This window comes from Streptomyces katrae (assembly GCF_000717655.1).
GTDB lineage: Bacteria > Actinomycetota > Actinomycetes > Streptomycetales > Streptomycetaceae > Streptomyces > Streptomyces katrae_B.
On record NZ_JNZY01000006.1, the window covers coordinates 88407 to 114698 of the forward strand.

23 protein-coding genes are annotated in these 26292 nt (G+C 73.6%); 13 read left to right on the forward strand and 10 right to left on the reverse strand.

The annotated features are described in order from the left end of the window. Nucleotides 1-61: 61 nt before the first annotated feature. The 4 genes from IF09_RS0109440 to IF09_RS0109455 all read right to left on the reverse strand — a co-directional run bounded on the left by IF09_RS0109440 (nucleotide 62) and on the right by IF09_RS0109455 (nucleotide 5973). Complete coding sequence (locus tag IF09_RS0109440) at nucleotides 62-2278, reverse strand: protein kinase domain-containing protein (protein WP_051832293.1); 2217 nt, start codon at nucleotides 2276-2278, stop codon at nucleotides 62-64. A 5-nt stretch (nucleotides 2279-2283) separates the two neighbouring features. Next, the gene (locus IF09_RS0109445; protein WP_051832295.1) at nucleotides 2284-3234 is read right to left on the reverse strand and encodes a serine/threonine protein kinase; all 951 of its coding nucleotides are present in this window, start codon (nucleotides 3232-3234) and stop codon (nucleotides 2284-2286) included. Between the two features lie 131 nt (nucleotides 3235-3365). Further along, nucleotides 3366-5471: a serine/threonine-protein kinase gene (locus IF09_RS0109450; RefSeq protein ID WP_030293918.1), complete on the reverse strand. Its 2106-nt coding sequence runs from the start codon at nucleotides 5469-5471 to the stop codon at nucleotides 3366-3368. A 46-nt stretch (nucleotides 5472-5517) separates the two neighbouring features. Continuing rightward, nucleotides 5518-5973: an Lrp/AsnC family transcriptional regulator gene (locus IF09_RS0109455; RefSeq protein WP_030293919.1), complete on the reverse strand. Its 456-nt coding sequence runs from the start codon at nucleotides 5971-5973 to the stop codon at nucleotides 5518-5520. A 132-nt stretch (nucleotides 5974-6105) separates the two neighbouring features. Here IF09_RS0109455 and IF09_RS0109460 point away from each other — a divergent pair, with 132 nt between their 5' ends. After that, nucleotides 6106-7110 carry an asparaginase gene (locus IF09_RS0109460; RefSeq protein WP_030293920.1) on the forward strand — a complete coding sequence of 335 codons (1005 nt, stop codon included), beginning with the start codon at nucleotides 6106-6108 and terminating at the stop codon, nucleotides 7108-7110. Nucleotides 7111-7225: 115 nt separating this feature from the next. Here IF09_RS0109460 and meaB read toward each other — a convergent pair whose 3' ends face one another. Genes meaB through IF09_RS0109475 form a run of 3 tightly spaced genes read right to left on the reverse strand, consistent with a single transcriptional unit; the run spans nucleotide 7226 to nucleotide 12315 of the window. Beyond that, on the reverse strand, nucleotides 7226-8218 hold the full coding sequence (meaB, locus tag IF09_RS0109465) for a methylmalonyl Co-A mutase-associated GTPase MeaB (protein WP_030293922.1): 993 nt from the start codon (nucleotides 8216-8218) through the stop codon (nucleotides 7226-7228). Between the two features lie 9 nt (nucleotides 8219-8227). Further along, a complete protein-coding gene (gene scpA, locus IF09_RS0109470; protein WP_030293924.1) occupies nucleotides 8228-10432 on the reverse strand; it encodes a methylmalonyl-CoA mutase in 2205 nt (734 codons plus the stop codon). Then, nucleotides 10429-12315, reverse strand: a complete 1887-nt coding sequence (locus tag IF09_RS0109475; protein ID WP_030293925.1) for a methylmalonyl-CoA mutase family protein — start codon at nucleotides 12313-12315, stop codon at nucleotides 10429-10431. Before IF09_RS0109475 ends, scpA begins: the two co-directional genes overlap by 4 nt. Nucleotides 12316-13104: 789 nt before the next feature. On the opposite strand from IF09_RS0109475, the gene IF09_RS0109480 reads away from it, so the two are divergent. The 6 genes from IF09_RS0109480 (at nucleotide 13105) to IF09_RS0109505 (ending at nucleotide 18891) form a co-directional block, all read left to right on the forward strand. After that, the gene (locus IF09_RS0109480) at nucleotides 13105-14040 is read left to right on the forward strand and encodes a TauD/TfdA dioxygenase family protein (protein ID WP_030293927.1); all 936 of its coding nucleotides are present in this window, start codon (nucleotides 13105-13107) and stop codon (nucleotides 14038-14040) included. A 78-nt stretch (nucleotides 14041-14118) separates the two neighbouring features. Continuing rightward, nucleotides 14119-14682 (forward strand): NADPH-dependent FMN reductase, encoded by a 564-nt coding sequence (gene ssuE, locus IF09_RS0109485; protein ID WP_030293929.1) that lies wholly within the window; start codon nucleotides 14119-14121, stop codon nucleotides 14680-14682. Nucleotides 14683-14722: 40 nt separating this feature from the next. Beyond that, entirely contained in the window at nucleotides 14723-15754 is a 1032-nt protein-coding gene (locus IF09_RS0109490) for an ABC transporter substrate-binding protein (protein ID WP_030293930.1), read from the forward strand. 5 nt (nucleotides 15755-15759) lie between these two features. Continuing rightward, complete coding sequence (locus tag IF09_RS0109495; RefSeq protein WP_030293932.1) at nucleotides 15760-16602, forward strand: ABC transporter ATP-binding protein; 843 nt, start codon at nucleotides 15760-15762, stop codon at nucleotides 16600-16602. Further along, a complete protein-coding gene (locus IF09_RS0109500; protein ID WP_030293933.1) occupies nucleotides 16599-17528 on the forward strand; it encodes an ABC transporter permease in 930 nt (309 codons plus the stop codon). The genes IF09_RS0109495 and IF09_RS0109500 overlap by 4 nt, the downstream gene beginning before the upstream one ends. A gap of 31 nt (nucleotides 17529-17559) precedes the next feature. Beyond that, nucleotides 17560-18891, forward strand: coding sequence for an LLM class flavin-dependent oxidoreductase (locus IF09_RS0109505; protein WP_030293935.1), 1332 nt, complete (start codon nucleotides 17560-17562; stop codon nucleotides 18889-18891). A 63-nt stretch (nucleotides 18892-18954) separates the two neighbouring features. Here the strand turns inward: IF09_RS0109505 and IF09_RS0109510 are convergent, their stop codons facing one another. Together IF09_RS0109510 and IF09_RS0109515 are read right to left on the reverse strand one after the other, a co-directional pair. Beyond that, nucleotides 18955-19875, reverse strand: coding sequence for an NADP-dependent oxidoreductase (locus tag IF09_RS0109510; protein WP_030293936.1), 921 nt, complete (start codon nucleotides 19873-19875; stop codon nucleotides 18955-18957). Nucleotides 19876-19911: 36 nt separating this feature from the next. Then, complete coding sequence (locus IF09_RS0109515; RefSeq protein ID WP_030293938.1) at nucleotides 19912-20625, reverse strand: DUF2470 domain-containing protein; 714 nt, start codon at nucleotides 20623-20625, stop codon at nucleotides 19912-19914. A 162-nt stretch (nucleotides 20626-20787) separates the two neighbouring features. Here IF09_RS0109515 and IF09_RS0109520 point away from each other — a divergent pair, with 162 nt between their 5' ends. The 4 genes from IF09_RS0109520 to IF09_RS0109535 all read left to right on the forward strand — a co-directional run bounded on the left by IF09_RS0109520 (nucleotide 20788) and on the right by IF09_RS0109535 (nucleotide 23551). Continuing rightward, nucleotides 20788-21183: a cell division protein SepF gene (locus tag IF09_RS0109520; protein WP_030293940.1), complete on the forward strand. Its 396-nt coding sequence runs from the start codon at nucleotides 20788-20790 to the stop codon at nucleotides 21181-21183. 67 nt (nucleotides 21184-21250) lie between these two features. Then, complete coding sequence (locus IF09_RS0109525) at nucleotides 21251-22567, forward strand: biotin transporter BioY (protein WP_078613156.1); 1317 nt, start codon at nucleotides 21251-21253, stop codon at nucleotides 22565-22567. Beyond that, nucleotides 22564-22944 (forward strand): nucleotide pyrophosphohydrolase, encoded by a 381-nt coding sequence (locus tag IF09_RS0109530; protein WP_030293944.1) that lies wholly within the window; start codon nucleotides 22564-22566, stop codon nucleotides 22942-22944. Before IF09_RS0109525 ends, IF09_RS0109530 begins: the two co-directional genes overlap by 4 nt. A gap of 121 nt (nucleotides 22945-23065) precedes the next feature. After that, the gene (locus tag IF09_RS0109535; protein ID WP_030293946.1) at nucleotides 23066-23551 is read left to right on the forward strand and encodes a DUF6099 family protein; all 486 of its coding nucleotides are present in this window, start codon (nucleotides 23066-23068) and stop codon (nucleotides 23549-23551) included. Nucleotides 23552-23622: 71 nt separating this feature from the next. Here the strand turns inward: IF09_RS0109535 and IF09_RS0109540 are convergent, their stop codons facing one another. Then, the gene (locus IF09_RS0109540; protein WP_063607346.1) at nucleotides 23623-23898 is read right to left on the reverse strand and encodes a hypothetical protein; all 276 of its coding nucleotides are present in this window, start codon (nucleotides 23896-23898) and stop codon (nucleotides 23623-23625) included. A 231-nt stretch (nucleotides 23899-24129) separates the two neighbouring features. Between IF09_RS0109540 and IF09_RS0109545 the strand changes: the two genes are divergently transcribed. Together IF09_RS0109545 and mmuM are read left to right on the forward strand one after the other, a co-directional pair. After that, a complete protein-coding gene (locus tag IF09_RS0109545; RefSeq protein ID WP_030293949.1) occupies nucleotides 24130-25053 on the forward strand; it encodes an LLM class F420-dependent oxidoreductase in 924 nt (307 codons plus the stop codon). A gap of 16 nt (nucleotides 25054-25069) precedes the next feature. Then, a complete protein-coding gene (gene mmuM, locus IF09_RS0109550) occupies nucleotides 25070-26005 on the forward strand; it encodes a homocysteine S-methyltransferase (protein ID WP_030293951.1) in 936 nt (311 codons plus the stop codon). The last annotated feature ends 287 nt before the right edge of the window (nucleotides 26006-26292 follow it).

The following is a 26292-nucleotide window of genomic DNA, read 5'->3' on the forward strand; positions in this document are numbered from 1 at the left end:
CATCCGGGACGACGCCTGAGGTCCGCCGACGGTCTGTTCGTGAGGGTGGCGGTTCGTGGCTTCAGTCGGTCGGGAGGGACGTCATTCTGCCCTTTTCGCGGACGTGCAGGCGGGTGCCGGACGGGTCCGCCGTGAGGGTGGTGGCCTTGGTCTCGTAGCGCCAGACCGGGCGGTGCGTGCGGAGGTCTACGGCTCGGACGCCCAGGGTGTCCAGGAAGTAGATGTGGTTCGGCGTGGCCACCGGGGCCACGTCGCGGTTCGGGGTGGACTCCCCTGCGGCGGACTTCTTCGGGGTGGTTTCGCGCCAGCGTTCCGCTCCGGTGCGGGCGTCCAGGGCGACGAGGCCGTGGGTGCCCTCGACGGCGTAGACCACGCCGTCCCGGACCGTGGGGAGGCCGTAGCGGCGTTTGCCCGCGACCGGGCCCACGTCACGGCCCTCGCCGAAGGACCAGGCGGGTTTGCCGTCCGAGAGGCGGAGGGCCTGGACCGCGGCCGCGCCGAGGTAGACGTGGTCGTCGTCCGTGGCCGGCTGGTCCGGGGTCGCGCCCGGCGCCGCCAGGGTCGCGGACCAGCGTTCGGTGCCGTTCGCCGCGTCGTGGAGGGAGACCCGCAGGTCGTCGCCGAGTTCGGCCCGCTGCCACAGCAGTATCCCGCCGCGTACTGCCTTGAGCCGCAGCACAGTCGGGTACTCGAGCTTGAGCTGGTGCGGGGTGGGGCCCGCCGCCGGCCGGCGCCAGAGCTCCTTGCCGGAGGTCAGGCTCGCGGCCACCACCCACCACTCCTCGCCCCCCGCGGCCTTCGCGTGCAGGAAGGCCGTGTCCCCGCTCGCGCCCAGGATCTGGGTCAGGCGGTGGGCGCCGTCGAACGCGGGCAGGCGAACCAGGGGCGGCGCCTCCTTGCCGCGTTCCACGTACTCCATGGGCAGGACGGAGACCGCGACCGCCTTGTCGGGTGCGGTGTCGGGGTCCCGCCTCCCGAGCCCGTACAGGACCTTGCCGTCGGTGCCGACCCGCCAGCGGTCCGCGTAGCCGAGGAACTCCGTCTTGTCGCTGCCGGTCCGCGAGTCGAAGGCCCCGACCGTGCTGTCCGCGACCGCGACCAGGGCATCGCCCACGCACAGGGGCTCGGGGAGGACCGGGGGGATCGCCGCGTCGACCCACCACAGCGGGTCGGGCGGCGGCTGGAGGACGGGGTTCTTCTTCGCGGCGCCGGCCGGCCGGCTGCTGCGCCAGGCCCACCAGCCGCCGCCCGCAGCAAGTACGGTCGCGGCGGCCGCCGCGCCGCCGCCCAGCGTCAGGAGCCGGCGCCGCGACATGCCGGTCCGGGCCGTAGCGGCGGTCTCCGGCTCCCCGGCGGGCGCCGCGAGCCGGGCCGGCGGCGGCTGCCACACCGCCGCGGCCCGCCGGGCGATGTCCGCGAGGACCGGCTGCGGCAGCCCGTCGGCGAAGACGGCCGGCTCGCCGGGGGAGAGGAGCTCCGCCAGCTCGCCGGTGCCCGGCCGCAGTGCCGGGTCCTTGCTCAGGCAGCGGGCCAGCAGCGGGGCCAGTCCGGCCGGTACGCCGCCGAGGTCGGCCTCCGCGTACCGCACCCGGTAGAGGAGGTCCGCGGCCTGGCCGCCGCCGAACGGGCCGTGCCCCGTGGCCGCGAAGACCAGGACGCCCGCCAGCGCGAACACATCGCCGGCCGGGGTGTGTTCGAGGCCTCCGGCCTGCTCCGGCGACATGAAGGCGGGGGTGCCGGCCGCGGCCCCGGTGCTGGTCAGCCGTTCGTCGCCGAGGGCGCGCGCGATGCCGAAGTCGATGACCTTGGGCCCGGCGGCGGTGACCATGATGTTGGAGGGCTTGAGGTCGCGGTGCACGACGTCCGAGCGGTGCAACTGGCCCAGGGCCCGGGCGAGATCGGCGCCCAGCGACCGGACCGACGCCTCGGGCAGCGCACCGCCGAGGCGCACCGCCTCGTCGAGCTGGGGGCCGATCACGTACTCGGTCGCCAGCCACGGCGTCGGCGCCAGCGGGTCGGCGCCGAACACGCGCGCCCCGTACCGGTCGCCGATGACCCGGGCCGCGTCCGACTCCAGCCGGAACCGGGTGCGGAAGGAGGCGTCGGCGGCGATCCGGGTGTGCACGGTCTTGAGCGCGACCGTACGCCCGCCCGCCGACCGGGCCAGGTAGACCGTGCCCATGCCGCCGCTGCCGAGCCGGGCCAGCAGCCGGTGGTCACCGAGGTGTACCGGGTCGTCGTGCGTGAGCGGTGCGAGCGGGGTCGGGAGGGGAGGCATCGGGGTCAGCGCACTTTCTGCGGTGATGCGGACGAGGTGAACCGCTCCTGTACCGAAGGGAGTTCGGCGGCCAGCAGCCAAGCGGACTGGGCGGCGAGCGCGGCGACGACACGGCCCGGCAGCACGACCGGCGCAGCGGCGCCGTCGAGGGCCGTGGCGGGCCCGGGCGAGGGCGGCAGCCGCGGGTCCGGGACCCTCGAGGGAGCGGCCAGCCCGCGCAGCAGCTCCCCGGCCGACCCGGGCCGGTCCGCGGGATCACGCGCCAGGCACGCCCCCACCGGCCCGCGCAGCCCGGGCGGCAGTTCGCCCTGCTCGGGCACCGTGTGGCCGGTCGACGCATAGGCCAGTACGGACCCCAGGGCGAAGACGTCCCCGAGCGGCCCGGGCGCTCCGCCCGAGGCCTCTTCCGGAGCCAGGCAGCCCGGGTCGATCCCCGGCAGCCCCGCCCGGTGCACGCCGTCGGGAGCGGCGGCCCGCACGGCGCCGAAGCACGACAGCACCGGCCCGCCGGCGGTGACCAGCACGGCGGCCGGCGACAGCCCCGCGTGCGCCACCCCGCGGGCGTGCGCGGCGGCGAGCCCTTCCGCGAGGGCGGCACCGAGCCCGCGCACGACCTCCTCGGGCAGCGGACCGCCGTAGGCGGCGAGCACCGCCGGCAGCGGCAGCATCGGCTCGTACGGGGTCGCGTACCAGGGGAAGCCGGCCGTGCCGCCGACCTCGGCGACGTCGAGGAACCGCGGCAGCCGCAGCCGCCGGGCGCCCTCGGCCTCGACCGCCCACCGGGAGGGATCGGCCCCGGCCCGCGGTACGCCGACGAGGACGGTGCGCTCCCCGTCGGCGCTGCGCGCGAGGTACCGGCGTTCGGGGACGGAGCGCTCGGCGGATTCCGGATCGAGCCGCGCCAGGGTCGTGAACGGCCCGATCTGCGGGGGGTCGTCCTGCCGTAGGCGTTCCATGTGCGCGGTCTCCCGGTTCGGTTGCTCGGCCCGTGGCCCGCGCCTCGTGGCCCGGGCTCGTGGCCCGTGGCCCGAGGGCCCGTGGCCGAGCCCGGGGCCCGAGGTCCGAGCCCCCCGAGCCTAGGCGATCGTCAGTCCACGACCGGCAGGGCGGTCAGCTTCCAGCTGTTGACGGTGAACAGGCGGTTCCCGGCGCCGGCCATCGCCCAGACCCCGCGCGATTCGGGCGACCAGGTCCAGTACCGCTTGCCGCCGGAGGCGGAGTACGCCGAGACGCCCTGTCCCTCGCCCTCCACGGCGAAGACCGTACGGGCCTGCACCACGAGGGGGATGTGCGGCAGCGGGCCGTGGACGGCGCTGCCGTGCGAAGTGGGCACCCCGGTCGCGAGCCGCGCCTGGGTCATCGCCGTACCGTCCATGGCCCACAGGGTCTCGCCGTCCCGGACCGGCGGCCCCCAGCCGCCGCTGTCCTCCTTCGGGGGCTCCTTCGCGTCGGTCGGGTCCCACAGCTCGGTGCCCGTCCGGATGTTCAGCCCCTTCAGGGTCCGGCCGCCGAGGTACACCGCATCCCCCACGACGAGCGGTTGAACGGCGGACCGCGCCTGACTGACGACCTCCCAGGCGGTGGCGCCCGTCGCGGTGTCGACGGCGAAGACGGTGCCGTACGCGCCGCAGACCACGAGCCGGTCCGGGCCGGCCTCGGCCCGTGCGCCGGGTGCGGCCTTCGAGCCGGGCGCCCGCAGGGCGGTCTGCTCCAGCGCCACGGTCCAGCGGACCTTGCGGGTGCCGGTGTCCACGGCGCGCAGCCGCCCGTCCCGGGTCACCAGGTACACGGCCGACGCGTCCGCGGCCAGGATGCGGTGGGTGTCGGCGGCCACCGTCCACAGCCGCTTGCTGGTGGAGGCTTCGAAGCAGAGCAGCCCACCGCCGGGACCGCCGGTGACGAACCGGTTGCCGGGCAGGGCGACCAGGCCGGCCGCGGGGACGGTGCCGGGCAGCCGCCACTTCTCCTTGCCGTCGGCCGTCAGCCGCGCCGCCAGGCCGCCCTCCTTCGCGGCGAAGACGACCACGTCGAGCAGCGGGAGCGGGGTGGTGACCACACCGTCCACCGCCTGCGCCGCCACCGGCAGCGGCCCCCACAGCGGGTCCGGAGGCGTGCCGGACTGCACGGAGAGCGGGGACAGGGGCTGCGCGTTGTGGGCCGTGCCGGCCGGGGGGAGGGATTCGCCGCGCATCAGCCACCAGGCGCCCGTCGCACCGCCGGTGGCGGCCAGGGCCCCGCCGGCCGCGAGCGAGGCGCGCAGCACCCGCCTGCGGGAGGGGCCGGTCCCGGGCCCCTGGCCGATGACCGTGGCGGCCTGCCGCTCGGCCTCGCTCCCTCGGCGCGCGATGTCCTGGGCGAGCGGCCCCTTACGCCAGACGCGGTCCGCTCCGCGCGGCGGTCCGAAGGCGCCCGCGATCTGCTCGGGGGTCGGGCGCAGTGCGGGGTCCTTGGCGAGGCAGGGTTCTATGAGCCGGCGCAACTCATCGGGCACACCGTTGAGCCGGGCCTCGCCGTGGACCACCTCGTACTGCACGGCGGCCACGTGCGTCCCGTCGAAGGCGCGCTGCCCGGTCGCCGCGTACGCGAGCACCGCGCCCAGCGAGAAGACGTCCGCGGCGGGGCCCACGCGCCGGCCGAGCACCTGCTCGGGGGCGCCGTAGCCGGGGGTGGCCGGGACCTGGCCGGTGGTGGTGAGCGTCAGCCCGTGCTCGGGTCGGGCGATGCCGAAGTCGATGACGCGCGGCCCGCCGGACGTGAGCACGATGTTGGCCGGCTTCAGGTCGCGGTGGACCAGTCCCGCGGCGTGGATCTCGCCCAGGGTGGCGGCGAGCGAGGCGGCGAGCGCGCGGACCCCGTCGGCGCCGAACGGCCCGTACCGGCGGACGGCGTCGTCGAGGGTGGGCCCGGTCAGGAACTCGGTGGCGATCCAGGGCCGGTTGCCGTCCTCGCTCATCGCGTTCAGGACGCGGGCCACGCCGGAGCTGGTGACGGCCTGCGCGGTGTGCGCCTCGCGGACGAACCGCTGGGCGAGGTTCGGGTCGTGCGCGAGCTCCGGCAGCAGCACCTTGACCGCCGCGGTCCGGCCGCCGTCGTCCCGCCCGAAGTAGACCTTGCCCATGCCGCCGGCGCCGAGGACGCCGAGGAGTCGGTACGGGCCCAGCCGGAGCGGGTCGCCGGCGCCGAGAGGTTCCATGGGGTGCTGCTTCCTTCGTTTGGTCCGGTACGTCTGGGGGGCGGCGTCAGCGCTCGACGGGCAGGCCCGTCGGTTCCTTGATGCGCTTCATGATGATCTGCGAGTTGACCTCGGTGATGCCGGAGAGGGCCGTCAGCCTTTCGATCCAGAGGCGTTCGTACGCGCGCAGGTCCGCGACCGCGATGCGCAGGAGGCAGCCGGGGCTGCCGAAGAGGCGGTACGCCTCGATGACGTCGGGGATGTCCTGGAGGGCCGCCTCGAAGGCCTCGACGGCGGCGCGGTCGCGGCGCACCTCGACCGAGACCAGCACCTCGAAGCCGCGGTCGACCGCCTCGGGGGAGATCACGGCACGGTAGCCCTGGATCACCCCGTCCTGTTCGAGCTGGCGCACCCGGCGCATACAGGGGGAGGGGGTCAGACCGACGCGCGCGGCGAGCTCCTGGTTGCTGAGGCGGCCGTCCGCCTGGAGCTCGCGCAAGATATCCCGGTCAATCGAGTCCATTGCGCAATTATCACCTACCACGTAGCCAGTGGTGGGGCTGAAGAGGCAATCACATTGCGCGTTGATGTCCGTATCATTGCTGCTTTCAGCACATGTGTACGAGAGACACGCGAGAGAAGGGCGGCCGCGGCCATGGGACGGATCGTCGTCATCAGCACCGGCGGGACCATAGCCAGCCGCTGGCAGGGCTCCGGCTTCGCGGCCGACGCCGACGGCAGCGAGGTCATGGCCACCGCTCCGCTGCCCGAGGACATCACCGTCGAGGTGGTGGACCTGTTCAGCGTGAACAGCCCGCGGCTCACCACCGCCCACCAGCTCACCCTGCTGCGCACCGTGCACGAGGTGCTCGCCGACCCGGGCGTGGACGGCATCGTCGTCACGCACGGCACCGACACCCTCGAGGAGTCGGCCTTCCTCGTCGACCTGCACCACCACGACCCGCGCACCGTGGTGTTCACCGGCGCGCAGCGCCCCATGGGCACCGCGGACGGGGACGGCCCGGGCAACCTGTACGACGCGCTGCTCACCGCGGCGAGCACGCGCGGGCTCGGCGTGCTGATCGCCTTCGGGGGCCGGGTCCACGCGGCCCGCGGCACGGTGAAGACCCAGGCGGTGGCGCTGGACGCGTTCGCCGACCCCTCGAAGGAACTGCTCGGGAAGATCGGCTTCGGCAAGGTCACCATGCTGCGCGCCCCGCAGCGCCCGGAGCCGCTGCCGCTGCCCGCGATGCCGGAGCTGCCGCCGCGGGTGGACATGGTGATGCACCACGCCGACGGCGACCCGGTGCTCCTGAACGCGGCGGTCGCGGCGGGTGCGCGGGGGATCGTGCTCATCGGCACGGGCGCGGGCAACGCCACGCCGGAGATCGTGGCCGCGGTGAAGGACGCCGTGGCGCGGGGCGTGCTGGTGGCGCTGACCACGCGGGTGGCCGCCGGGCCGGTCACGGAGATCTACACGCACGGCGGTGCGGTGGACCTGGTGGCGGCGGGCGCCGTGGCGACGGGGACCCTGCGGGCGCCGCAGGCGCGGATCGCGGTGCTTTCGGCGCTGCTGGCTGCCACGGATCCGGCGGAGCAGGGGCGCATCCTGCAGCGCTCCCTGGCCGCGACGGACCCGGCCACCCTGGTCACCGCCTGACCCTGACCGGTTGCCGCCGCACGGTGCCGCTCCCCGCCCCGCCCTTCACCGTTTCCCGGGCGGGCCCCAACCCCCGCCGCGGGGGCGCCGCCCCTGCGTCCCGCGTTCCCGCGTCTCATACGCCGGCGTTGCCGAACGCCGAGAGGATGCGGTCCGCCGCCGAGGTGGGGGTGACCGTGCCCGCGCGCACTGCAGCCTCCAGGTCCGGCGCCAGGTCGCGGACCGACGGGTTGGCGCGCAGCCGCTCCAGGAGCTCGTCCCGGACCATCGACCAGGTCCACTCCACCTGCTGCGCCGCCCGCTTGGCCGCCAGCCGGCCCCCTGCGTCCAGCAGTCGCCGGTGCTGCTCCAGGCGGTTCCACACCTCGTTCAGACCCGCCGACTCCCGCGCGCTGCACGTCAGCACCGGCGGGGTCCAGGCCGCGTCCGCGGGGTGCATCAGGCGCAGCGCGCCCGACAACTCCCGCGCCGCCGCCTTCGCGTCGCGCTCGTGCGGGCCGTCCGCCTTGTTCACCGCGAGGACGTCCGCCAGCTCCAGGACGCCCTTCTTGATGCCCTGGAGCTGATCCCCCGTACGGGCCAGGGAGAGCAGGAGGAAGGAGTCGACCATGCCGGCGACCGTCGTCTCCGACTGGCCCACGCCGACCGTCTCGACGAGGACCACGTCGTAGCCCGCCGCCTCCATCACGATCATCGACTCGCGGGTGGCCTTCGCCACCCCGCCCAGCGTCCCCGCCGAAGGCGACGGGCGTACGAACGCCGCCGGGTCCACCGACAGGCGCTCCATCCGCGTCTTGTCACCCAGGATCGAGCCGCCCGTACGGGTCGAGGACGGGTCCACGGCCAGGACCGCGACCCGGTGGCCCAGCCCCGTCAGCATCGTGCCGAACGCATCGATGAACGTGGACTTGCCGACGCCCGGCACCCCGCTGATACCGATCCGCCGGGCCCGCCCCGCATGCGGCAGCAGCTCCGTCAACAGCCCCTGCGCGAGCGCCCGGTGAGCGGGCAGGGTGGACTCGACGAGCGTGATCGCGCGCGCGATGAACGCACGCTTCCCGTCGAGCACCCCCTTCGCGTAGGCCTCGATGTCGATCTTCGGAGGCATCGGCCGCGCCTACAGCTCGTGGCCCAGATCCGCGGCCAGCCGCGTCACCAGGTCATGGGCCGCGTCGGGGATCACGGTGCCGGGCGGGAACACCGCCGCAGCGCCCATCTCCAGCAGCGTCGGCACGTCGGCCGGCGGGATCACCCCGCCCACCACGATCATGATGTCCTCGCGCCCCTCCTCCGCCAACTGCTCGCGCAGCGCCGGTACGAGGGTCAGGTGGCCGGCCGCCAGCGACGACACGCCCACCACGTGGACGTCCGCCTCGACGGCCTGGCGGGCCACCTCCGCCGGGGTCTGGAACAGCGGGCCGACGTCCACGTCGAAGCCCAGGTCGGCGAAGGCGGTCGCGATGACCTTCTGGCCGCGGTCGTGCCCGTCCTGGCCCATCTTGGCGACCAGCACGCGCGGACGGCGGCCCTCCGCCTCCTCGAACCGGTCGACCAGCGCACGCGTGCGCTCCACGTTCGGGGACTCGCCTGCCTCGGTGCGGTACACACCCGAGATCGTACGGATCTGGCTCGCGTGCCGCCCGTACACCTTCTCGAGTGCGTCCGAGATCTCACCCACGGTCGCCTTGGCCCGCGCCGCGTCCACCGCAAGCGCGAGGAGGTTGCCCTCCATGCCCTGCCCGGCGCCCCGCTCGGCCGCGTTCGTCAGGGCCCGCAGCGCGTCCTGCGTGACCGCCTCGTCGCGCTCCTCGCGCAGCCGCCGCAGCTTCTCGATCTGCTGCGTGCGCACCGAGGAGTTGTCGACCTTGAGCACGTCGATCTGCTCGTCGTTCTCCACCCGGTACTTGTTCACGCCGATCACCGGCTGGCGCCCCGAGTCGATCCGCGCCTGCGTACGGGCGGCGGCCTCCTCCACGCGCAGCTTCGGGATGCCCGCGTCGATGGCCTGCGCCATGCCGCCGGCCGCCTCGACCTCCTGGATGTGCTGCCAGGCCCGGCGCGCCAGGTCGTACGTCAGCTTCTCGACGTACGCGCTGCCGCCCCACGGGTCGATCGACCGGCAGGTTCCCGACTCCTGCTGGAGCAGCAGCTGGGTGTTGCGGGCGATGCGCGCCGAGAAGTCCGTCGGCAGGGCGAGCGCCTCGTCGAGGGCGTTGGTGTGCAGCGACTGGGTGTGCCCCTGGGTCGCCGCCATCGCCTCGATGCACGTACGCGTCACGTTGTTGAAGACGTCCTGGGCGGTCAGGGACCAGCCGGAAGTCTGCGAATGCGTACGCAGGGAGAGGGACTTCGCGTTCTGCGGGTCGAACTGCTTCACCAGGCGCGCCCACAGCAGGCGCGCGGCGCGCAGCTTCGCGACCTCCATGAAGAAGTTCATGCCGATCGCCCAGAAGAACGACAGGCGCGGCGCGAAGGCGTCCACGTTCAGCCCGACGGCCTGCCCGGCGCGCAGGTACTCCACACCGTCCGCGAGGGTGTACGCGAGCTCCAGGTCGGCCGTGGCCCCCGCCTCCTGGATGTGGTACCCGGAGATCGAGATGGAGTTGTACCGCGGCATCTTCTGCGAGGTGAACGAGAAGATGTCGGAGATGATCCGCATCGAGGGCTTGGGCGGATAGATGTAGGTGTTGCGGACCATGAACTCTTTGAGGATGTCGTTCTGGATGGTCCCGGCGAGCTTCTCGGGGGAGACGCCCTGCTCCTCCGCCGCCACGATGTAGAGGGCGAGGACCGGCAGCACCGCGCCGTTCATCGTCATCGACACCGTCATCTTGTCCAGCGGGATGCCGTCGAAGAGCTGGCGCATGTCGTAGATCGAGTCGATCGCCACACCCGCCATGCCGACGTCGCCCGTGACGCGCGGGTGGTCGCTGTCGTAGCCGCGGTGCGTGGGCAGGTCGAAGGCGATCGACAGGCCCTTCTGGCCGGCCGCGAGGTTGCGCCGGTAGAAGGCGTTCGACTCCTCGGCCGTGGAGAAGCCCGCGTACTGGCGGATCGTCCAGGGCTGGTTGACGTACATGGTCGGGTACGGGCCGCGCAGGTACGGGGCCACGCCCGGGTAGGTCCGCAGGAAGTCCAGGCCCTCCAGGTCGCGCCCGGTGTACAGCGGCTTCACGCCGATGCCCTCGGGGGTCTCCCACAGCAGGTCTCCGGCGGCGGTCCCGGTGGACTCCTTCACCGCCGCACGCCACTGGTCCTCGGAGCCGGCCGCGGAGGCGCCGCCGCCCAGCGCGAGCGAGGTGAAATCGGGGATGCTGCTCACAGAGCGACTCCCATCCGGTCGAGTACGGAGGACAGCACGGCGACCGCATCGCAGCCGGCGAAGACGTACTCGTCCACGGCGCCGGCCGAGGTGCCGGGCTTGCCCGCGAGGAACACGGTCGTCGCACCGGCCGCGCGCAGGGCCCCGGCCACCGCCTCGGCCTGCTCCTCGTACAGCGCGTCGCTGGAGCACAGCACGGCCATGCCGTCCGCGCCGCTCGCGGCGTAGGCCTCGGCGGCCGTCGCCGCGTCCACCGACACCGGGTCGTGGACCGCCTCGACGCCGCCCGCCTGGAACAGGTTCGCGGCGAAGGTGGCGCGCGCGGTGTGCGCGGCCGCCGGGCCCAGCGCGGCGAGGAAGATCCGCGGACGGTTCCCGGTCGCGGCCAGGTGCGCGTCGCTGCGGGCGCGCAGTGCCTCGTACGCCTCGTCGCGCCGTACGCGGGGCAGCCCGCCGGCGGGACCCGCCGGGGCGGGCTCGCGGTCGAGGGGCTTCTCCGAGAGCAGCGGGAACTCGCTGACTCCCGTGATGGGTTCGCGGCGCTTGGCGAGCTTCTTGGAGCGCTCGGCCCAGGTCGCGGCGAGCCGCTCGGCGACGAGGCCGGAGCGCAGGGCGGCGGCCAGGCCGCCGGCCTTCTCGATCGTCTGGAAGAACTCCCAGGCGGCGTGGGCCAGTTCGTCGGTGAGCTGCTCGACGTAGTACGAGCCGCCGGCCGGGTCGATGACGCGGGCCAGGTGCGACTCCTCCAGCAGGATGGTGGAGGTGTTGCGGGCGATGCGGCGCGCGAAGGCGTCCGGCAGGCCCAGCTCGTGGTCGAAGGGGAGCACGGTGACCGAGTCGGCCCCGCCCACGCCCGCCGCCATGCAGGCGACGGTGGTGCGCAGCATGTTCACCCAGGGGTCGCGGCGGGTCATCATGACCGGAGAGGTGACGGCGTGCTGGCGCTGGGCGCCGGCGTCGGGGGCCCCGCAGGCCTCGGCGATCCGGGCCCACAGACGGCGGGCGGCGCGGAACTTCGCGATGGTGAGGAACTGGTCGGCGGTCGCGGCGTAGCGGAACTCGAGCTGGCCGAGGGCGGCTCGGACATCGAGGGCGCCGGCGGCTCCGGTCTCGCCGTCGGCTTCGGTGAGGGCGCGGAGGTAGGCGACGCCGGTGGCCAGGGACAGCCCCAGCTCCTCGGCCGCGCTACCGCCGGCCTCGTGGTACGGCAGGGCGTCGACGGCGAGGGCGCGGACGCCGGGCCAGCGTGCGGCCGCCTCCCGGGCGAGCCCGACGGCGCCGGCCAGGTCCAGGACTTCACCCGTACGGGCCTCGTGGCCCAGCGGGTCGGCGCCGAGGCTCGCGCGGGCGGCCTCGGGGGTCACACCGCGCTCGGCGTACAGGCGGAGCAAGGCGCGGGCGGCCTCGGCGTATTCGGCTCCGGCGTCCAGGGAGACGGGCGCCAGGTCGAGGTAGACGCCGTCGAGGACGCGCGGGAGCGCGTCGACGGGGAGTCCGCCCGGTCCGCCCAGGGACAGCCAGAGGGAGGTGACCCCGTTCTCGAGGTCGGTGAGAACGGCCTCGTTCACCCGTGCGGCATCGCTGCCGAGGTACCGCTGCCGCACGTCCCAGCCGCCGGCGGCACCGCCGGCGGGGCTGCCGCCCCGGACGAACGGTGCGAACCCGGGGAAACCGGTTTCGTCGGCCGTTTCGGGCGCGGTGTACAGCGGGCGGGTGGTGAGCCCGTCCTCGAGCTTTGTGGACAACGCGTCTTCTGCAGCATCGCCGGATACGTCCTTGCCGGACTTGCGTAGAACGCCCTCTACCAGGCGCTGCCACTGCTCATGCGTCGCGTCAGGGAACTCGGCGGCCAAGGAGAGCCCGTCATCAGGCAGGACCGTCATGGCTCGAATGCTAGGGGGGTCACCTTGGGAACCACTATAACGACAGGGTGTGATCTCGCCCTCTCATGTGAGACGGGTCGGGTCACGAAAGAGCGCCCCGAACGGGCGGGCACCTGGCGGGGGCGGGTCCGGCCCTGAGGGCGTCCGACAGGCGGCAACGGACGGCGGTCTCGGCGAACGCGTGGCGGTCGCGTTGCGGGGGCATGAAATCCGGCCACGGTTTCCGGCCGTCGCGGGGTGTTCTGCGGCGGGTTCCCGGCACGGCATAGGGCCAGCTCAGAGCCAGTGTGCCGCGGTGGGTGCGAGCTTCGGGCAGGAGCCGTTACGGCGTGCCGGACGGGGCTTGACCCGTACTCGGGCCGCTGACAGTCTCCGAGCCATGTCCGCGTTCGAGCTTCCCGCCCCGCGGCTCCACACCCCCGGCTCCTGTACCGCGCCGGGTTCGTGTCCGGGCCGCTGTCCGGCCACGCGCCGCGCTTAAGCGCCGCCCCGGGCCCCGACCGATGACCGTTCGGCCTTGCGCCGAACCGGCCGTCGGCCACCCCACCCGGAACCGCCCGGCTCCGCGCCGGCCCCTCCGCCCTCTCGCCGACCGCCTTCCGGCCGTGGTCCACGTGCGTCCGGTCTGACCGGCCGTGGCCTACCGGCCTGCGGCCCGGAGCCGACCCGGTCTCCCGCTCACCGGCTTCCGGTGCCGACCCGGCCCGCCCTCCGGTCAAGCGGCCCCGGTCAGAGGTTCGCCCGTGCGCCCCATTCCTCCACTGCGGAAACCAACCCAAGGGAGTTCCCATGAGCACTGCCACCCGTACCCAGCTCACCGTCACCCGGATCGGCGGGCGGATCGGTGCCGAGATCGGCGGTGTGCAGCTCGGCGGGGGCCTCGGTGACGATGTCGTCGCCGAGATCCGTGCCGCGCTCCTCGCCCACAAGGTCGTCTTCTTCCGCGACCAGCACCACCTCGACGAGACCGGCCACGAAGCCTTCGCCCGGCTCCTCGGCACGCCCGTCGCCCACCCCACCGTGCCCTCCGCCGACGGCCGTTACGCCCTCGGCATCGACTCCCACCACGGCGCCCGTGCCAACCAGTGGCACACCGACGTCACCTTCGTCCCCGCCTACCCCGCCTTCTCCATCCTCCGTGCCGTCACGGTCCCCCCGTACGGCGGCAACACCCTCTGGGCCAACACCGCCAGCGCCTACGCGAACCTCCCCGAGCCGCTGCGCAGCCTCGCCGACGGCCTGCGCGCCGTGCACTCCAACGCGTACGACTACGCCGCCCTCAGGCCCGACGCCGTCCCCGAGGCGCTGGCCCAGTACCGCGAGGTGTTCACCTCCACCGAGTTCCTCACCGAGCACCCCGTCGTCCGCGTCCACCCCGAGACCGGCGAACGCGCCCTGCTCCTCGGCAACTTCGTCCAGCGGATCAAGGGCCTCACCGGCCGCGACTCCCGCGCCCTCCTCGACCTCTTCCAGGCGCACATCGAGAGCCCCGAGAACACCGTCCGCCGGCAGTGGCGGGCCGGCGACGTCGCGATCTGGGACAACCGGGCCACCCAGCACTACGGCGTCGACGACTCCGACGACCACGAGCGCACCCTGCGCCGCGTGACGGTGGACGGCGACGTCCCGGTCGGCCCGGACGGGGTCCCGTCCCGCCTGATCAGCCCGGAGACCGTGCCCGACCCGTCCTTCGGCATCCCCTCCGGCGCATCCGCCGGCGCCTGACCGCTCCCGGCCCCGGCCCGCCCCCAGCCCTCGCCCCCGCCACGCCCGCCCCCTCGTACGACGCCCCAAGGAGGCCCCGTGCCCACCCTGCTCGCCCTCTCCGGCAGCCCCTCCCCGCACTCCCGTACCGCCGTCGTCGCCGACCACGTCCTGCGCCGGCTCTCCCACGCCGGGTACGACACCGCCCACCTCGCCGTACGGGAGCTCCCCGCCGCCGACCTCCTCTCCGCCCGCCGCGGCGAGCCGGAGATCCGCCGGGCCCTCGAAGCCGTCGTCGAGGCCGACGGGATCATCGTCGCGACGCCGGTCTACAAGGCTTCGTACACCGGCCTGCTCAAGGCCTTCCTCGATCTGCTCCCGCAGGACGGGCTGGCCGGCAAAACGGTCCTGCCCATCGCCACCGGCGGCAGCCTCGCCCATGTCCTCACCCTCGACTACGCCCTGCGCCCGGTACTCGCCGCCCTCGGCGCCCGGCACGTCACCGCCGGCCGGTTCGTCCTGGACTCCTCCGTGGAGCGCGGCACCGGCCCCGACCGGCTGCGGCCCGAAGCCGAGCTGGACCTCTTCCAGGCCGTCGACGAGTTCGCCGACGCGCTGAACGCCCGGGCCTCCGCAGCGCCCCTCGCCACCACCGCCCCGTAGCGGCCCCGAAACCACCCCATCCCGAACAAGGACCCCTTCCATGCCCGCAGCCCTCGCCTCCACCTCCACCACCCGACGCCAGTTCCTCACCCTGCTCGGCATCTCGGCGGCCGCGGTGAGCTGCGGCACGGCCACGGCCACCGGCGGATCCGCCAAGCAGGTCACGACCCTCAAGTACCAGGGGTCCGTCGGCGCGGTCCTGCTCCCCGAGCTGGCCGCGGACCTCGGCTATCTGGGCGGCCTGACCCTCGACTGGGTCGGCAACACGATCAGCGGCCCCCAGGACATCCAGTCCGCCGCCACCGGCCAGACCCACTTCGGCGGGGCCTTCAACGGCGCGATCGTCAAACTCGCCGCGAGCAAGGCCCAGATCCAGTCCGTCATCTCCTACTACGGCTCCGACAAGGACACCTACCTCGGCTACTACGTCCTGGAGGACAGCCCGATCCGCTCGCCCCGCGACCTGATCGGCAAGAAGGTTGGCATGAACACGCTGGGCGCCCACGCCCAGGCGCTGCTGGAGATCTACCTGGAACGCAACGGCCTCTCCAAGGCCGAGGCGGCCAAGGTCGAGTCCCTCGTGGTCCCGCCCGTCAACACCGAACAGGCGCTGCGCCAGAAGCAGATCGAGGTCGGCGTGCTCAGCGGAGTCCTGCGCGACAAGGCCCTCGCCGCCGGGGGCATTCGCCCGCTGTTCAAGGACTTCGAGCTGCTGGGCGCCTTCAGCGCCGGGTCGTACGTGATGACCCGGCGGTTCATCAAGGAGAACCCCGACACGGTACGGACCTTCACGACCGGTGTCGCCAAGGCCATCGAGTGGTCCCGGACCACCCCGCGTGAGGAGGTCATCGCCCGGATGACCGAGATCGTCAAGAAGCGCGGCCGCAACGAGGACACCTCCACCCTCCAGTACTGGCGCTCGTACGGGGTGGCGGAGACCGGCGGCCGGATCGCCGACAAGGAGTTCCAGCTGTGGATCGACTGGCTCGGTGAGCGCGGCGAGGTCAAGAAGGGCCTGCTGAAGCCCGCCGACCTGTACACGAACGAGTTCAACGACCAGGGGAAGGGCTGAGCACCATGGCGAAGATCGTGTTCGAGTCCGTGACGAAGACCTTCCCGAGGAAGCAGGCCAAGGGCAGGAAGGCCGGGGCCCCCGGGGAGGGGAGTTTCACCGCCCTCGACGGCGTGGACCTGGAGATCGGGGCCGGGGAGTTCGTGGTGGTCGTCGGCCCCAGCGGCTGCGGCAAGTCCACCCTGCTCGACCTGCTGGGGGGCCTGACCCGGCCCACCTCCGGCCGGATCCTCCTCGACGGGGAGCCGGTCGCCGGACCCGGCCTGGACCGGGGCATCGTCTTCCAGCAGTACGCCCTGCTGCCCTGGCGCACCGCGCTCGGCAACATCGAGTTCGGCCTGGAGGCGACGGGAGTCCCCCGGCGTGAACGCACCGAGCGGGCACGGGAGTTCCTCGACCTCGTCGGCCTCACCGGCTTCGAGGACCGCCACCCGCACGAGCTGTCCGGCGGCATGCGCCAGCGCGTGGCCATCGCCCGGTCCCTGGCCTACGACCCGGACGTCCTGCTGATGGACGAGCCGTTCGCCGCGCTCGACGCGCAGACCCGCGAATCCCTCCAGGACGAGCTGCGCCGCATCTGGCAGCGCACCGGCAAGACCGTCGTGTTCATCACGCACGGGATCGAGGAGGCCGTGTACCTCGGGCAGCGGGTGGCCGTGATGACCTCCCGCCCCGGCCGGATCAAGGAGGCCGTCCCCGTCTCCTTCGGCGACCGGGCCACCGGCGCCGGCGGGGAGGAGCTGCGCTCCAGCCCGGAATTCGCCCGCTACCGCCACGAGATCTGGACCCTGCTCCACGACGAGGTGGCCCGTGCCCAGCAACTGGAGAAGGAGGAGGCCACCGTATGAGCACCGCAGCCGATACGAAGACCACCGCGGCCGAGGCGGAAGCCGTACGAGCGGGCGGGGTGCGCACCCCGGCGCCTGCGCCCGTACGGGAACCCGCACCGGCACGGGAACCCACCCCCGCGGCCCCCTCCCCGGCTCCGGCCGGCCCGCCCGCCCTGCGCGCCCTCGCCCGGTGGCTGCGCGCGGCGGCACTGCGTTCGGCGGCGGTCCTCGCCCTGCTCGCGGTCTGGGAGGCGGCGCCCCGGCTCGCACTGGTGGACTCCACCTTCCTCCCGCCGGTCAGCGAGGTCGCGGCGGCATGGTGGGAACTGGCGGGCAACGGACAGCTCGCCGAGCACACCCGGGCCAGCCTGGTCCGCTCCTTCGGCGGCTTCGCCATCGCCGTCGCCGTCGCGGTCCCGCTCGGTCTGCTGATCGGCTGGTACCGCCCCGTCGCGGTGCTGCTCGGCCCGCTGCTGGAGGTGTTCCGCAACACCGCGGCCCTCGCGCTGCTGCCCGTGTTCGTCCTGCTGCTCGGCATCGGCGAGACCTCGAAGGTCTCCATCGTCGTCTACGCCTGCGTCTGGCCGGTCCTGCTGAACACCATCAGCGCCGTCGGCGACGCCGACCCGACGCTGGTCCGACTGGCCCGGTCCATGGACCTGTCCACGCCGAGGCTGTTCCAGAAGGTGATCCTCCCGGCCTCCGTACCGGCGATCTTCACCGGTATCCGGCTGGCCGGCGCCGTCTCGATCCTGGTCCTCGTGGCCGCCGAGATGATCGGCGCCAAGGCGGGGCTCGGCTATCTGATCAACGCCTCGCAGTTCAACTTCGCGATCCCGGAGATGTACGCGGGCATCGTCACCATCTCCGCCATCGGCGTGGCCTTCAACCAGCTCCTCGTCAGCGTCGAACGCCGCCTCAGCCTCTGGCGCGTCCCCGCCTGACACCCGTCTCTCCCACCCGAGGAACACCATCATGACCGCACCCCGGACCCTCCACCTCAACGCCTTCCTCATGAACGCCGGGCACCACGACGCCGCCTGGCGGCACCCCGGCAGCAGCCCCGAGCGGGTCACCGACCTGCGGTACTTCCAGGAGCTGGCGCGGACCGCCGAGCGCGGGCGGCTCGACTCGGTCTTCTTCGCCGACGGGCTCGCCCTCTGGGGCAAGGCCCGCTACAACGCCCTCGGCGGGTTCGAGCCGCTCACCCTGCTCTCCGCCATCGCCGCCGTCACCGAGCACATCGGGCTCATCGCCACCGTCTCCACCACCTTCAACGAGCCGTTCCACCTCGCCCGCAAGTTCGCCTCCCTCGACCACATCAGCAACGGCCGCGCCGGCTGGAACATCGTCACCTCCGGCACCGTCGACGAGGCCCGCAACTTCGGCCAGGACGAGCACCTCGAGCACCGCCTCCGCTACGACCGCGCCCGCGAGTTCCTCGACGTCGCCACCAAGCTCTGGGACAGCTGGGAGGACGACGCGATCGTCCTCGACAAGGAGCACGGCATCTACGCCGACACCGACAAGCTCCATCCCGCCGCCCACCGCGGCACGTACTTCGGCGTGGCCGGCCCGCTCAACGTGCCCCGCTCCCCGCAGGGCCACCCGCTCCTCGTACAGGCCGGGTCTTCCGAGGACGGCAAGGAGTTCGCCGCCCAGTACGCCGAGGCCGTCTTCACCGCCCAGCAGACCCTCGCCGACGGGCAGACCTTCTACAAGGACCTCAAGTCGCGCCTCGCCAAGTACGGCCGCACCGGATCCGACCTGCTCGTCCTCCCCGGCATCGCGCCCGTCATCGGCTCCACCGAGGCCGAGGCGAAGGCCCTGGAACAGGAGCTCACCGACCTCCAGGTGCCGGAGTACGGGCTCGCCCAGCTCTCCGGCATGCTCGGTACCGACCTCACCGGCCATCCCCTCGACGGCCCGCTGCCCGAGCTCCCCGAGGAGCGGGACATCAACGGCAACAAGAGCCGCTTCACCCTCGTCGCCGAACTGGCCCGCCGCGACGGCCTCACCCTGCGCGAACTGATCGCCCGCCTCGGCGCCGGCCGCGGCCACCGCGTCTTCGCCGGCACGCCCGAGCAGATCGCCGACCAGCTGGAGGAGTGGTTCACACAGGGCGCCGCCGACGGCTTCAACATCATGGCGCCCGTCCTTCCGACCGGGCTGACCGCGTTCGTCGACCACGTCGTGCCGATCCTCCAGGAGCGCGGCCTGTTCCGTACGGAGTACACCGGCACGACCCTGCGCGAGAACTACGGTCTCCCGCGCCCGGCGAACCGGTATGCGGCGGCCGCCTCGTGACGGGCCCCTGCAGTTGAGCGAGCGGCCGCCGGAGTCTCGTACTCCGGCGGCTTCCGCGTGTCGTCAGACCGTCAGGACGATCTTGCCGCGCGTGCGGCCCGCCGCGCTGAGTTCCCAGGCCTTCGCGGCCTCGGCGAGCGGCAGTGCGTGCTCCACGTTGACCGTGAGCTTCCCCGCATCGGCCAGTTCCCCGAGGAACGTCAGGCCGGCGGTGTCCGGGCGCACCCACAGCTGGTGCGCACCCTTGGCCGCGGCCTCGTAGTCGGCGATGGAGACCACCCGGCTGCGCTCCTTGACGAGCGACTGGAGGACCTCGACGGCGCCCTCCCCGAAGAAGTCCAGCCCCGCGTCGATGCCTTCGGGGGCCAGCGCGCGGATCCGGTCCGCCATGCCCTCCCCGTAGAGGACGGGCTCGGCGCCGAGCGAGCGCAGGTAGTCGTGGTTGTGCGCGCCGGCCGTGCCGATGACGCGCAGGCCGAGCGCGACGGCGATCTGCACGCCGAGGGAGCCGGTGCCGCCGGCCGCGGAGTGGATGACGACGGTCTCGCCGGCCTTGAGGCCCACGCGGACGAGGGACTGGTACGCGGTGAGGCCGGCCAGCGGGATGCCCGCGGCCTGCTCGAAGGTCAGCCCGTGCGGCTTGCGGGCCAGCGTCCGGACGGGGGCGGCGACCAGTTCGGCGTAGGTGCCGAGCTCGACCCACTCCTTGCGGACGTACCCGTAGACCTCGTCGCCGACGGCGTAGTCGAAGGTGTCGGGGCCGACCGCCTCGACGACTCCGGCCACGTCCCAGCCGGGTATGACGGGGTAGCGGACCTCGAGGATCGGGTCGAGATATCCGGCGGCGAGCTTCCAGTCCACCGGGTTCACGCCGGCGGCCTTGACCCGGACCAGCACCTCGCCCGGGCCGACCTTGGGCTGCGGTACGTCAACGAGCGTGAGGTTCTCGGAAGTTCCGTATGCGCTGTACGTGATTGCCTTCATGATCGTCGCCAACGGAAGTCCGCGGGGACGTATTCCTCACGCGGGCAGGCTGTTGCGGTGCGAGCTCCGCCGGGCCGCGCTGAACAGGGCCTGGATCTGCACCCCGGACTGCTCGACGTCGTCGAGCGGCGAGGGGAACGGCAGCCGCACGTCGCGGTGCCCGCCCCGCTGCTCCAGGCGCAGGGTGATCCCGTACCGGTCCATGGCGAGCGGCAGTACGCGGAAGATCGGGCCGGCGGGCAGCGGCCGGACCAGTCGCAGCAGGAGGGTGACGAGTTCGGCGTGGTCGTCGAGGAGGTGCGTGAGCATCCCGCCCTCGAACGGCGCGAGGGGGTCGGGGCAGGCCGCGTCGAGCTCTTCGAGGCCGACGTACGAGCGGCCCTCCGCGGTCTCGAGGACGGCGCGGCCGAATTCCATGCAGGTGGAGTCGGCGCCTCCGTCCGTGTAGGGCGAGAGCAGCCGGCCGAGGATCGTGACGCGGGCACGCACCCGGTCCCGTACGGGGGTGGGGGCGATGTCGGTGAACTCCAGCCGGATCGACGGCCGGTACTCGCCGTCGCCTCCGGGCTCGGCGGGGTGCAGGTGCAGCCGCCCCATCGGGTCGGACCCGTCGAGGTGGCGGACCTCGCTGCGCAGCCCGTCGGTGACGACGGTCATGGAGTGGGCGGCGACCAGGACCGACCGGACCCGCTCGGCGTCGGTGGGCCGGCCGGCGGCCGGGGTGGCAGGGGCAGCACCGGACATGCGCATGCGGATCTCTCCATCGTCCTGGGCGAATGACTTAGGTATGCCTAACCTAACCTATTCGCTTTTGCAGGAGTACCCCGCGTCGCTCGTGTCGTTGTTGGGCTGAACGGGTGAAACGCGAGAGGATGGCGGGATGCACATGAAGCGCACGGCCGAGGCGGCCCGGTGAGCAGGTACGACGTCACGGACGAACAGTGGGAGGGGCTCGCGCAGGTGGTCCCCCTGCGCAGTCGCAACGAGTGGCCCTCCCGGGTGGACCACCGCACGATCCCCACGGCGCCGGGAGCCGCCGCGGCGGAGCAGCGGCGCTTCGTCGTGATCCGGGTCCAGATCTTCGCCGATGCCCGGGAGGTGGCCGAGTACCTGATCGCGCAGATCCCGGTGCTGCTCGACCTCACCGGCGCGGACAGCGAAGTGGCCAAGCGGATCCTCGACTTCAGCAGCGGCGTGGTCTTCGGACTCGGCAGCGGGATGCACCGCGTCGACCGGAACGTATTCCTGCTGGCGCCCGTCGGGACCGAGGTCGAGGGGATCGCGGCCGCCGCCGTCCCCCGATCGTAGGAAGGTCGCCGGGGCGGAACGGTTCGCCGAGCCCACCGGGGGTCCGGCGGGCCGTACCGTCCGGCGCATGGACGCCACCTTGGACGCGGCGGAGGCCTCTGCGCCCGCCGCGTTATCCGATGCCCCCGCCGGCCCGCCGGTTCACGATGCTCCGCCGGCCGAGGACGCCGTGCCGCCCGGCACCTCGCTGGCCGACGCCGCCTTGCCGTCCGATCGCGACGTGCCGCCCCACCCCGCCGAAGGGGCCGCGCGGCCCCTCGTGCACCACCGGCCCGCCGTCACCGAGTTGCGGCTCTCCGCCTTCGGGGCGCACCGTGCGGCCGTCTTCCCGCTCGGGCCCGTGACCTTCCTGACCGGCTCCAGCGGCAGCGGCAAGACCCAGGCCCTGGCCGCCTACGAGGCCCTGGCCGGGCTCGGAGCCGGTGCCACCCTCGAGGAGGCGTTTCCCGACCCGCGGGCCCGGATCCCCGACCGGGCCCTGCCCGACGGCGACGGGCGGCGCGGATTCCGCATCGGCTGCACCGTCGACGGCCCGGCCGGGCCCGTCCGCCTCGACCTCGCCGTCCAGGCCGAGCCCGTACTGCGGATCGTCGGCGAACGGCTCTCGGTGGACGGGCAGGTCCTGCTCGGCACCGCCCTGCGCGACCCCGGCCGGCGCTCCGTACAGGCCTCCTGGCTGACGGGCGGGGCCGTCGGCGTCACCCGGGCCCCGCTGCCCGACGACCGGCTCGGCACCGCCCTGCTCCCGCTGCGCGTGGCCGGCGCCACGGCCGGACAACGGCAGGTCCTCGCCGCCGCCGAGCAGGTCGTGGTGGCCCTGCGCTCGGTGTTCCCCTGCGACCCGCGGCCCGAGCGGATGCGGGCCCCCGTCCCGCCGGGTGCGGGCCGGCTGCTCGGCGACTGCGCCAACCTGGCCGACGTCCTGCGCCGGACCCGCCACGAGTGCGGCACCCGCCATGCACTGCTGGCCGCGGCGGCGCGGACCGGCTGTGCGGGCCCGGTGGAGGGGCTGGACGTACGGGCTCCCGCGCACGGCCCGGTCACGGCGCTGCTGGACCGCGGCTCCGCGGGGCCCGCCACCGAACTGGGCCGGCTCGGTGCGGGCGAGCTCCGCTTCCTCGCGCTGGCGCTGGTCCTGCTGACCGGCCCGGGAGTGCTGGACATGGACCCGGCCGCCGAACTGCTGTCCGCCCGGCAGGCGCTGACCGTCCTCGCCGACGGCTTCGACCGCGGCCTGGACCGGCGGCAGAGCGCCGAGCTGCTGCGGCTGGCCCTGCTGTGCTGCGGCCGCGGCCATGTCCGCCTGCTCGCCGCGGTGGGGGAGGAGACGGCCGCGGCGGCCCGTGTGACCCCGGGGGTCACGGTGGTAGACCTGGGGCCATGAGCGATGCCCACGACACAGAGCACTCCGAAGAGCGGCTGCACCAACTGCAGCGGCGGCTGGCCGAGTTCGCCGCGGCGCGCGGCTGGGAGCCGTACCACACGCCCAAGAACCTGGCCGCGGCGGTGAGCGTGGAGGCTTCCGAACTGGTCGAAATCTTCCAGTGGCTGACCCCGGAACAGTCGGCGGAGGTCATGGAGAAGCCGGAAACCGCGCACCGCGTGGCCGACGAGGTGGCCGACGTGCTGGCGTATCTGCTGCAATTCTGTGAGGTTCTCGGGGTGGATGTGCTGGATGCGCTCGCCGCGAAGATCGAGAGGAACGAGCTCCGGTTCCCGGTGACGGGGCCTCCGGCATCGAATTGTCACTCTTCGGAGTGATGGCGTCGTCCACAACCATGTTTGTGTCCATAGATTTCCGAATACCCCTGGCTTTACTGGCCCATTGCCCTCACTCTGGGTAGTGGTGAGAACGGGATGTCGTGCGGACGGGGGACGGCATATGGATGCGGTACGGCTCATCGCGGCCGGCCGGCACGCGCTGGCACAGAGCGGGGCGGCGATGGACATCGTGGGCGAGGCCTGGCAGGCCCAGGCGCTCGCGCAGGGGATAGGGAGCTGGCTGGCGGTCACCGGGCCGCCAGAGCTGAGATCGGAGGCACGGGGACTGGGTGAGGCAGGGAGCAGAGGCTGCGGGGTGCTCGACAGAGCCGCCCTGTGCAGCGAGGGCAGCGCGCCCGACTATCCGCCGAGAGCGGCGCAGCTGACGGAGGTGGCGGATGTCCGCCAGGCTCTGCTCGGACTGCAGGCGTTGCTGGGCGAAGTGGGGATAGCCCTGGTCGGGGTGGCCTGCGCGACGGACGACGAAGGCCTGTACTGGCAGTGCATAGAGTCCATCGACGCGGCCGACGAATCGAGCGACCGGGTCCGGGCCGTCCTGCGGCGCCTGGCGGTGCGCGAACGGGGATCCGCCTCGGGCGTGGCCTGACAGGAGCGGGAGAACGGCGGAACGGCGGCATCGGGTCTTGGGTCCCGCCGTGCGCGACGGGACCCGCACGGTCAGTACGACCGGTAGGACGGGCGCTCGCTCTCGGGGGCACGGCCGCCCGGGGCCGGAGGTGTGCCGGGGGCGCGGTCCGTGGAGTTCTGGAGGTCGGCGTCGAGCTGCGACAGGTCGGCGTTCAGCGCCGCCATCAGCTCTTCCATCTGCTGCAGCAGGCCCTTCGGTGCGCCGCCCTGGCCGGCCGTCGCGGGCTCCTGACGTGCGTGGTCGTGTGCTGCCTGTCCGGTCTGTCCGTTCTGTTGGCGGGTCTCCGGCACGGCCTCGTGGGACATGGCGGCCTCCTCGGCCCTGGCCCTTCCACGACGGAAGGGGGCGGTGGACGCACCGGCGGTGGGCCGCCGGCGCGCGGGCCGGGCGGTCCGGCTCCGTCCGAGCCAACGATCTCCGTCCGGGCTGGTCACTGGCCCGACGCGGGGCGGACCGCCGGGTTGACGCAGATTCACCCTGCCGGGGTGGGACGGGGCCGCCTGCCGGAGGTGGCCCGGCGAGGCAGGATGGGAGGCATGGATCTCCGTATTTTCACCGAACCCCAGCAGGGCGCCAGCTACGACACCCTCCTGACCGTCGCCAAGGCCACCGAGGACCTGGGCTTCGACGCGTTCTTCCGGTCCGACCACTATCTGCGGATGGGCTCGGCGGACGGCCTGCCCGGGCCCACCGATGCCTGGATCACGCTCGCGGGCCTGGCCCGGGAGACGCGGCGGATCCGGCTGGGCACGCTGATGACGGCCGGCACCTTCCGGCTGCCCGGTGTGCTCGCCATCCAGGTGGCCCAGGTCGACCAGATGTCCGGAGGCCGGATCGAACTGGGGCTGGGCGCGGGCTGGTTCGAGGAGGAGCACAAGGCGTACGGCATTCCCTTCCCGGCGGAGCGGATGGCCCGGCTGGAGGAGCAGCTGGCCATCGTCACCGGCCTGTGGGCCACCGGTCCCGGAGCCACGTTCGACTACGCCGGCACCCACTACCGGGTGGAGAAGTCCCCCGCGCTGCCCAAGCCGGCCCAGGTGAAGGTGCCGGTGCTCATCGGCGGCCACGGCGCGAAGCGCACCCCGCGCCTCGCCGCCCGGTACGCGGACGAGTTCAACATGCCGTTCGCGTCGATCGCGGACAGCGAGCGGCAGTTCGGCCGGGTGCGCCGGGCAGCCGAGGAGGCCGGGCGGGGCGCCGACGACCTCGTCTACTCCAACGCCCTCGTGGTGTGCGTCGGCAAGGACGACGCCGAGGTCGCCCGCCGGGCCGCCGCCATCGGCCGCGACGTGGACGAGCTCAAGGCCAACGGCCTGGCCGGCTCCCCGGCCGAGGTCGTGGAGAAGATCGGCGCCTACGCGGCCGTCGGCAGCTCCCGCGTCTACCTCCAGTTGCTCGACCTCGACGACCTGGACCACCTGGAGCTGATCTCGGCCCAGGTGCTGTCCCAGCTCGGCTGAGGGAGGCGAACGTCCGATGCCCCGCGCGTCCGGCCCGCTCGCCGAAGCCCTGGCCCGCAGGGCCGTGCTCCTGGACGGCGGGCTGAGCAACCAGCTCACCGACCAGGGCTGCGACCTGTCCGGCGGCCTGTGGTCGGGCCGGGTGCTCGCCGAGCGGCCGGACCAGGTGGAGGCCGCCCACACGGCGTACGCGCGGGCCGGCGCCGAGGTGCTGATCACCGCCAGCTACCAGGTGGGGTACGAGGCCTTCGCCGCCCACGGCCACGACCGGGCCGCGACCACCGCCCTGCTGCACCGCAGCGTCGCTCTCGCCGCGCGGGCGGCAGAGGCCGCGGACCACGAAGTCTGGGTCGCCGCCTCGGTCGGCCCGTACGGGGCGGTGCTCGCGGACGGCTCCGAGTACCGCGGGCGGTACGGGCTGAGCGTGCGCGAGCTCGCCGCCTTCCACCGCCCGCGCATCGAGGCGCTGCTCGAGGCGGGCCCCGACGTCCTGGCCCTGGAGACCGTCCCGGACGCCACCGAGGCCGAAGCCCTCCTCACCGCCCTCGCCGGGACCGGCGCCCCCGCCTGGCTGAGCTACACCGTGGCCGGCGCCCGCACCCGCGCCGGCCAGCCCCTCCCCGAGGCCTTCGCCCTCGCGGCCGGGATCCCGGAGATCATCGCCCTCGGCGTCAACTGCTGCGACCCGGCGGACGTGCTGCCCGCCCTCGAGGCGGCTGCCACCGTCGCCGCCACACCGCTCCTGGCCTACCCCAACGACGGCTCCGTCTGGCACGCGCCCACCGCCACCTGGCAAGCCCCCGCCCGACCCGCCCCCTGGCCCGTCGGGGCCTGGCGCACGACGGGTGCCCGCCTGATGGGCGGCTGCTGCCGCATCGGCCCGCCCCGCATCAAGGAACTGGCCGCCGAAATCCAGGAGGGCGGGAGCAGTCAGCGGCGCCAGCGATCCTGACCGGGACCCTTGCAGGTACAGACGCTGCCGTTCTTGCCGATGCCGGTTGCCCCGGACGGGGAGCAGAACGCCCCCGGTGTGACGGTGCCCGCGCCTGCGCCGCCGCTGCCGGAACCTCCGGAGGACCCCCCCGGAGGACGAACCCCGCGACGGGGGCACTGGACAGGACACGGGGAACGACGTGGGCCGGGGACCGTACAGCGCCGGACGTGCGGGCGCCGGGTACTTGCCCGGATCGGTACCGGCGGGCGGGGCGGCAGGTGGAGGGGGGAAATCCAGTGGCCCCC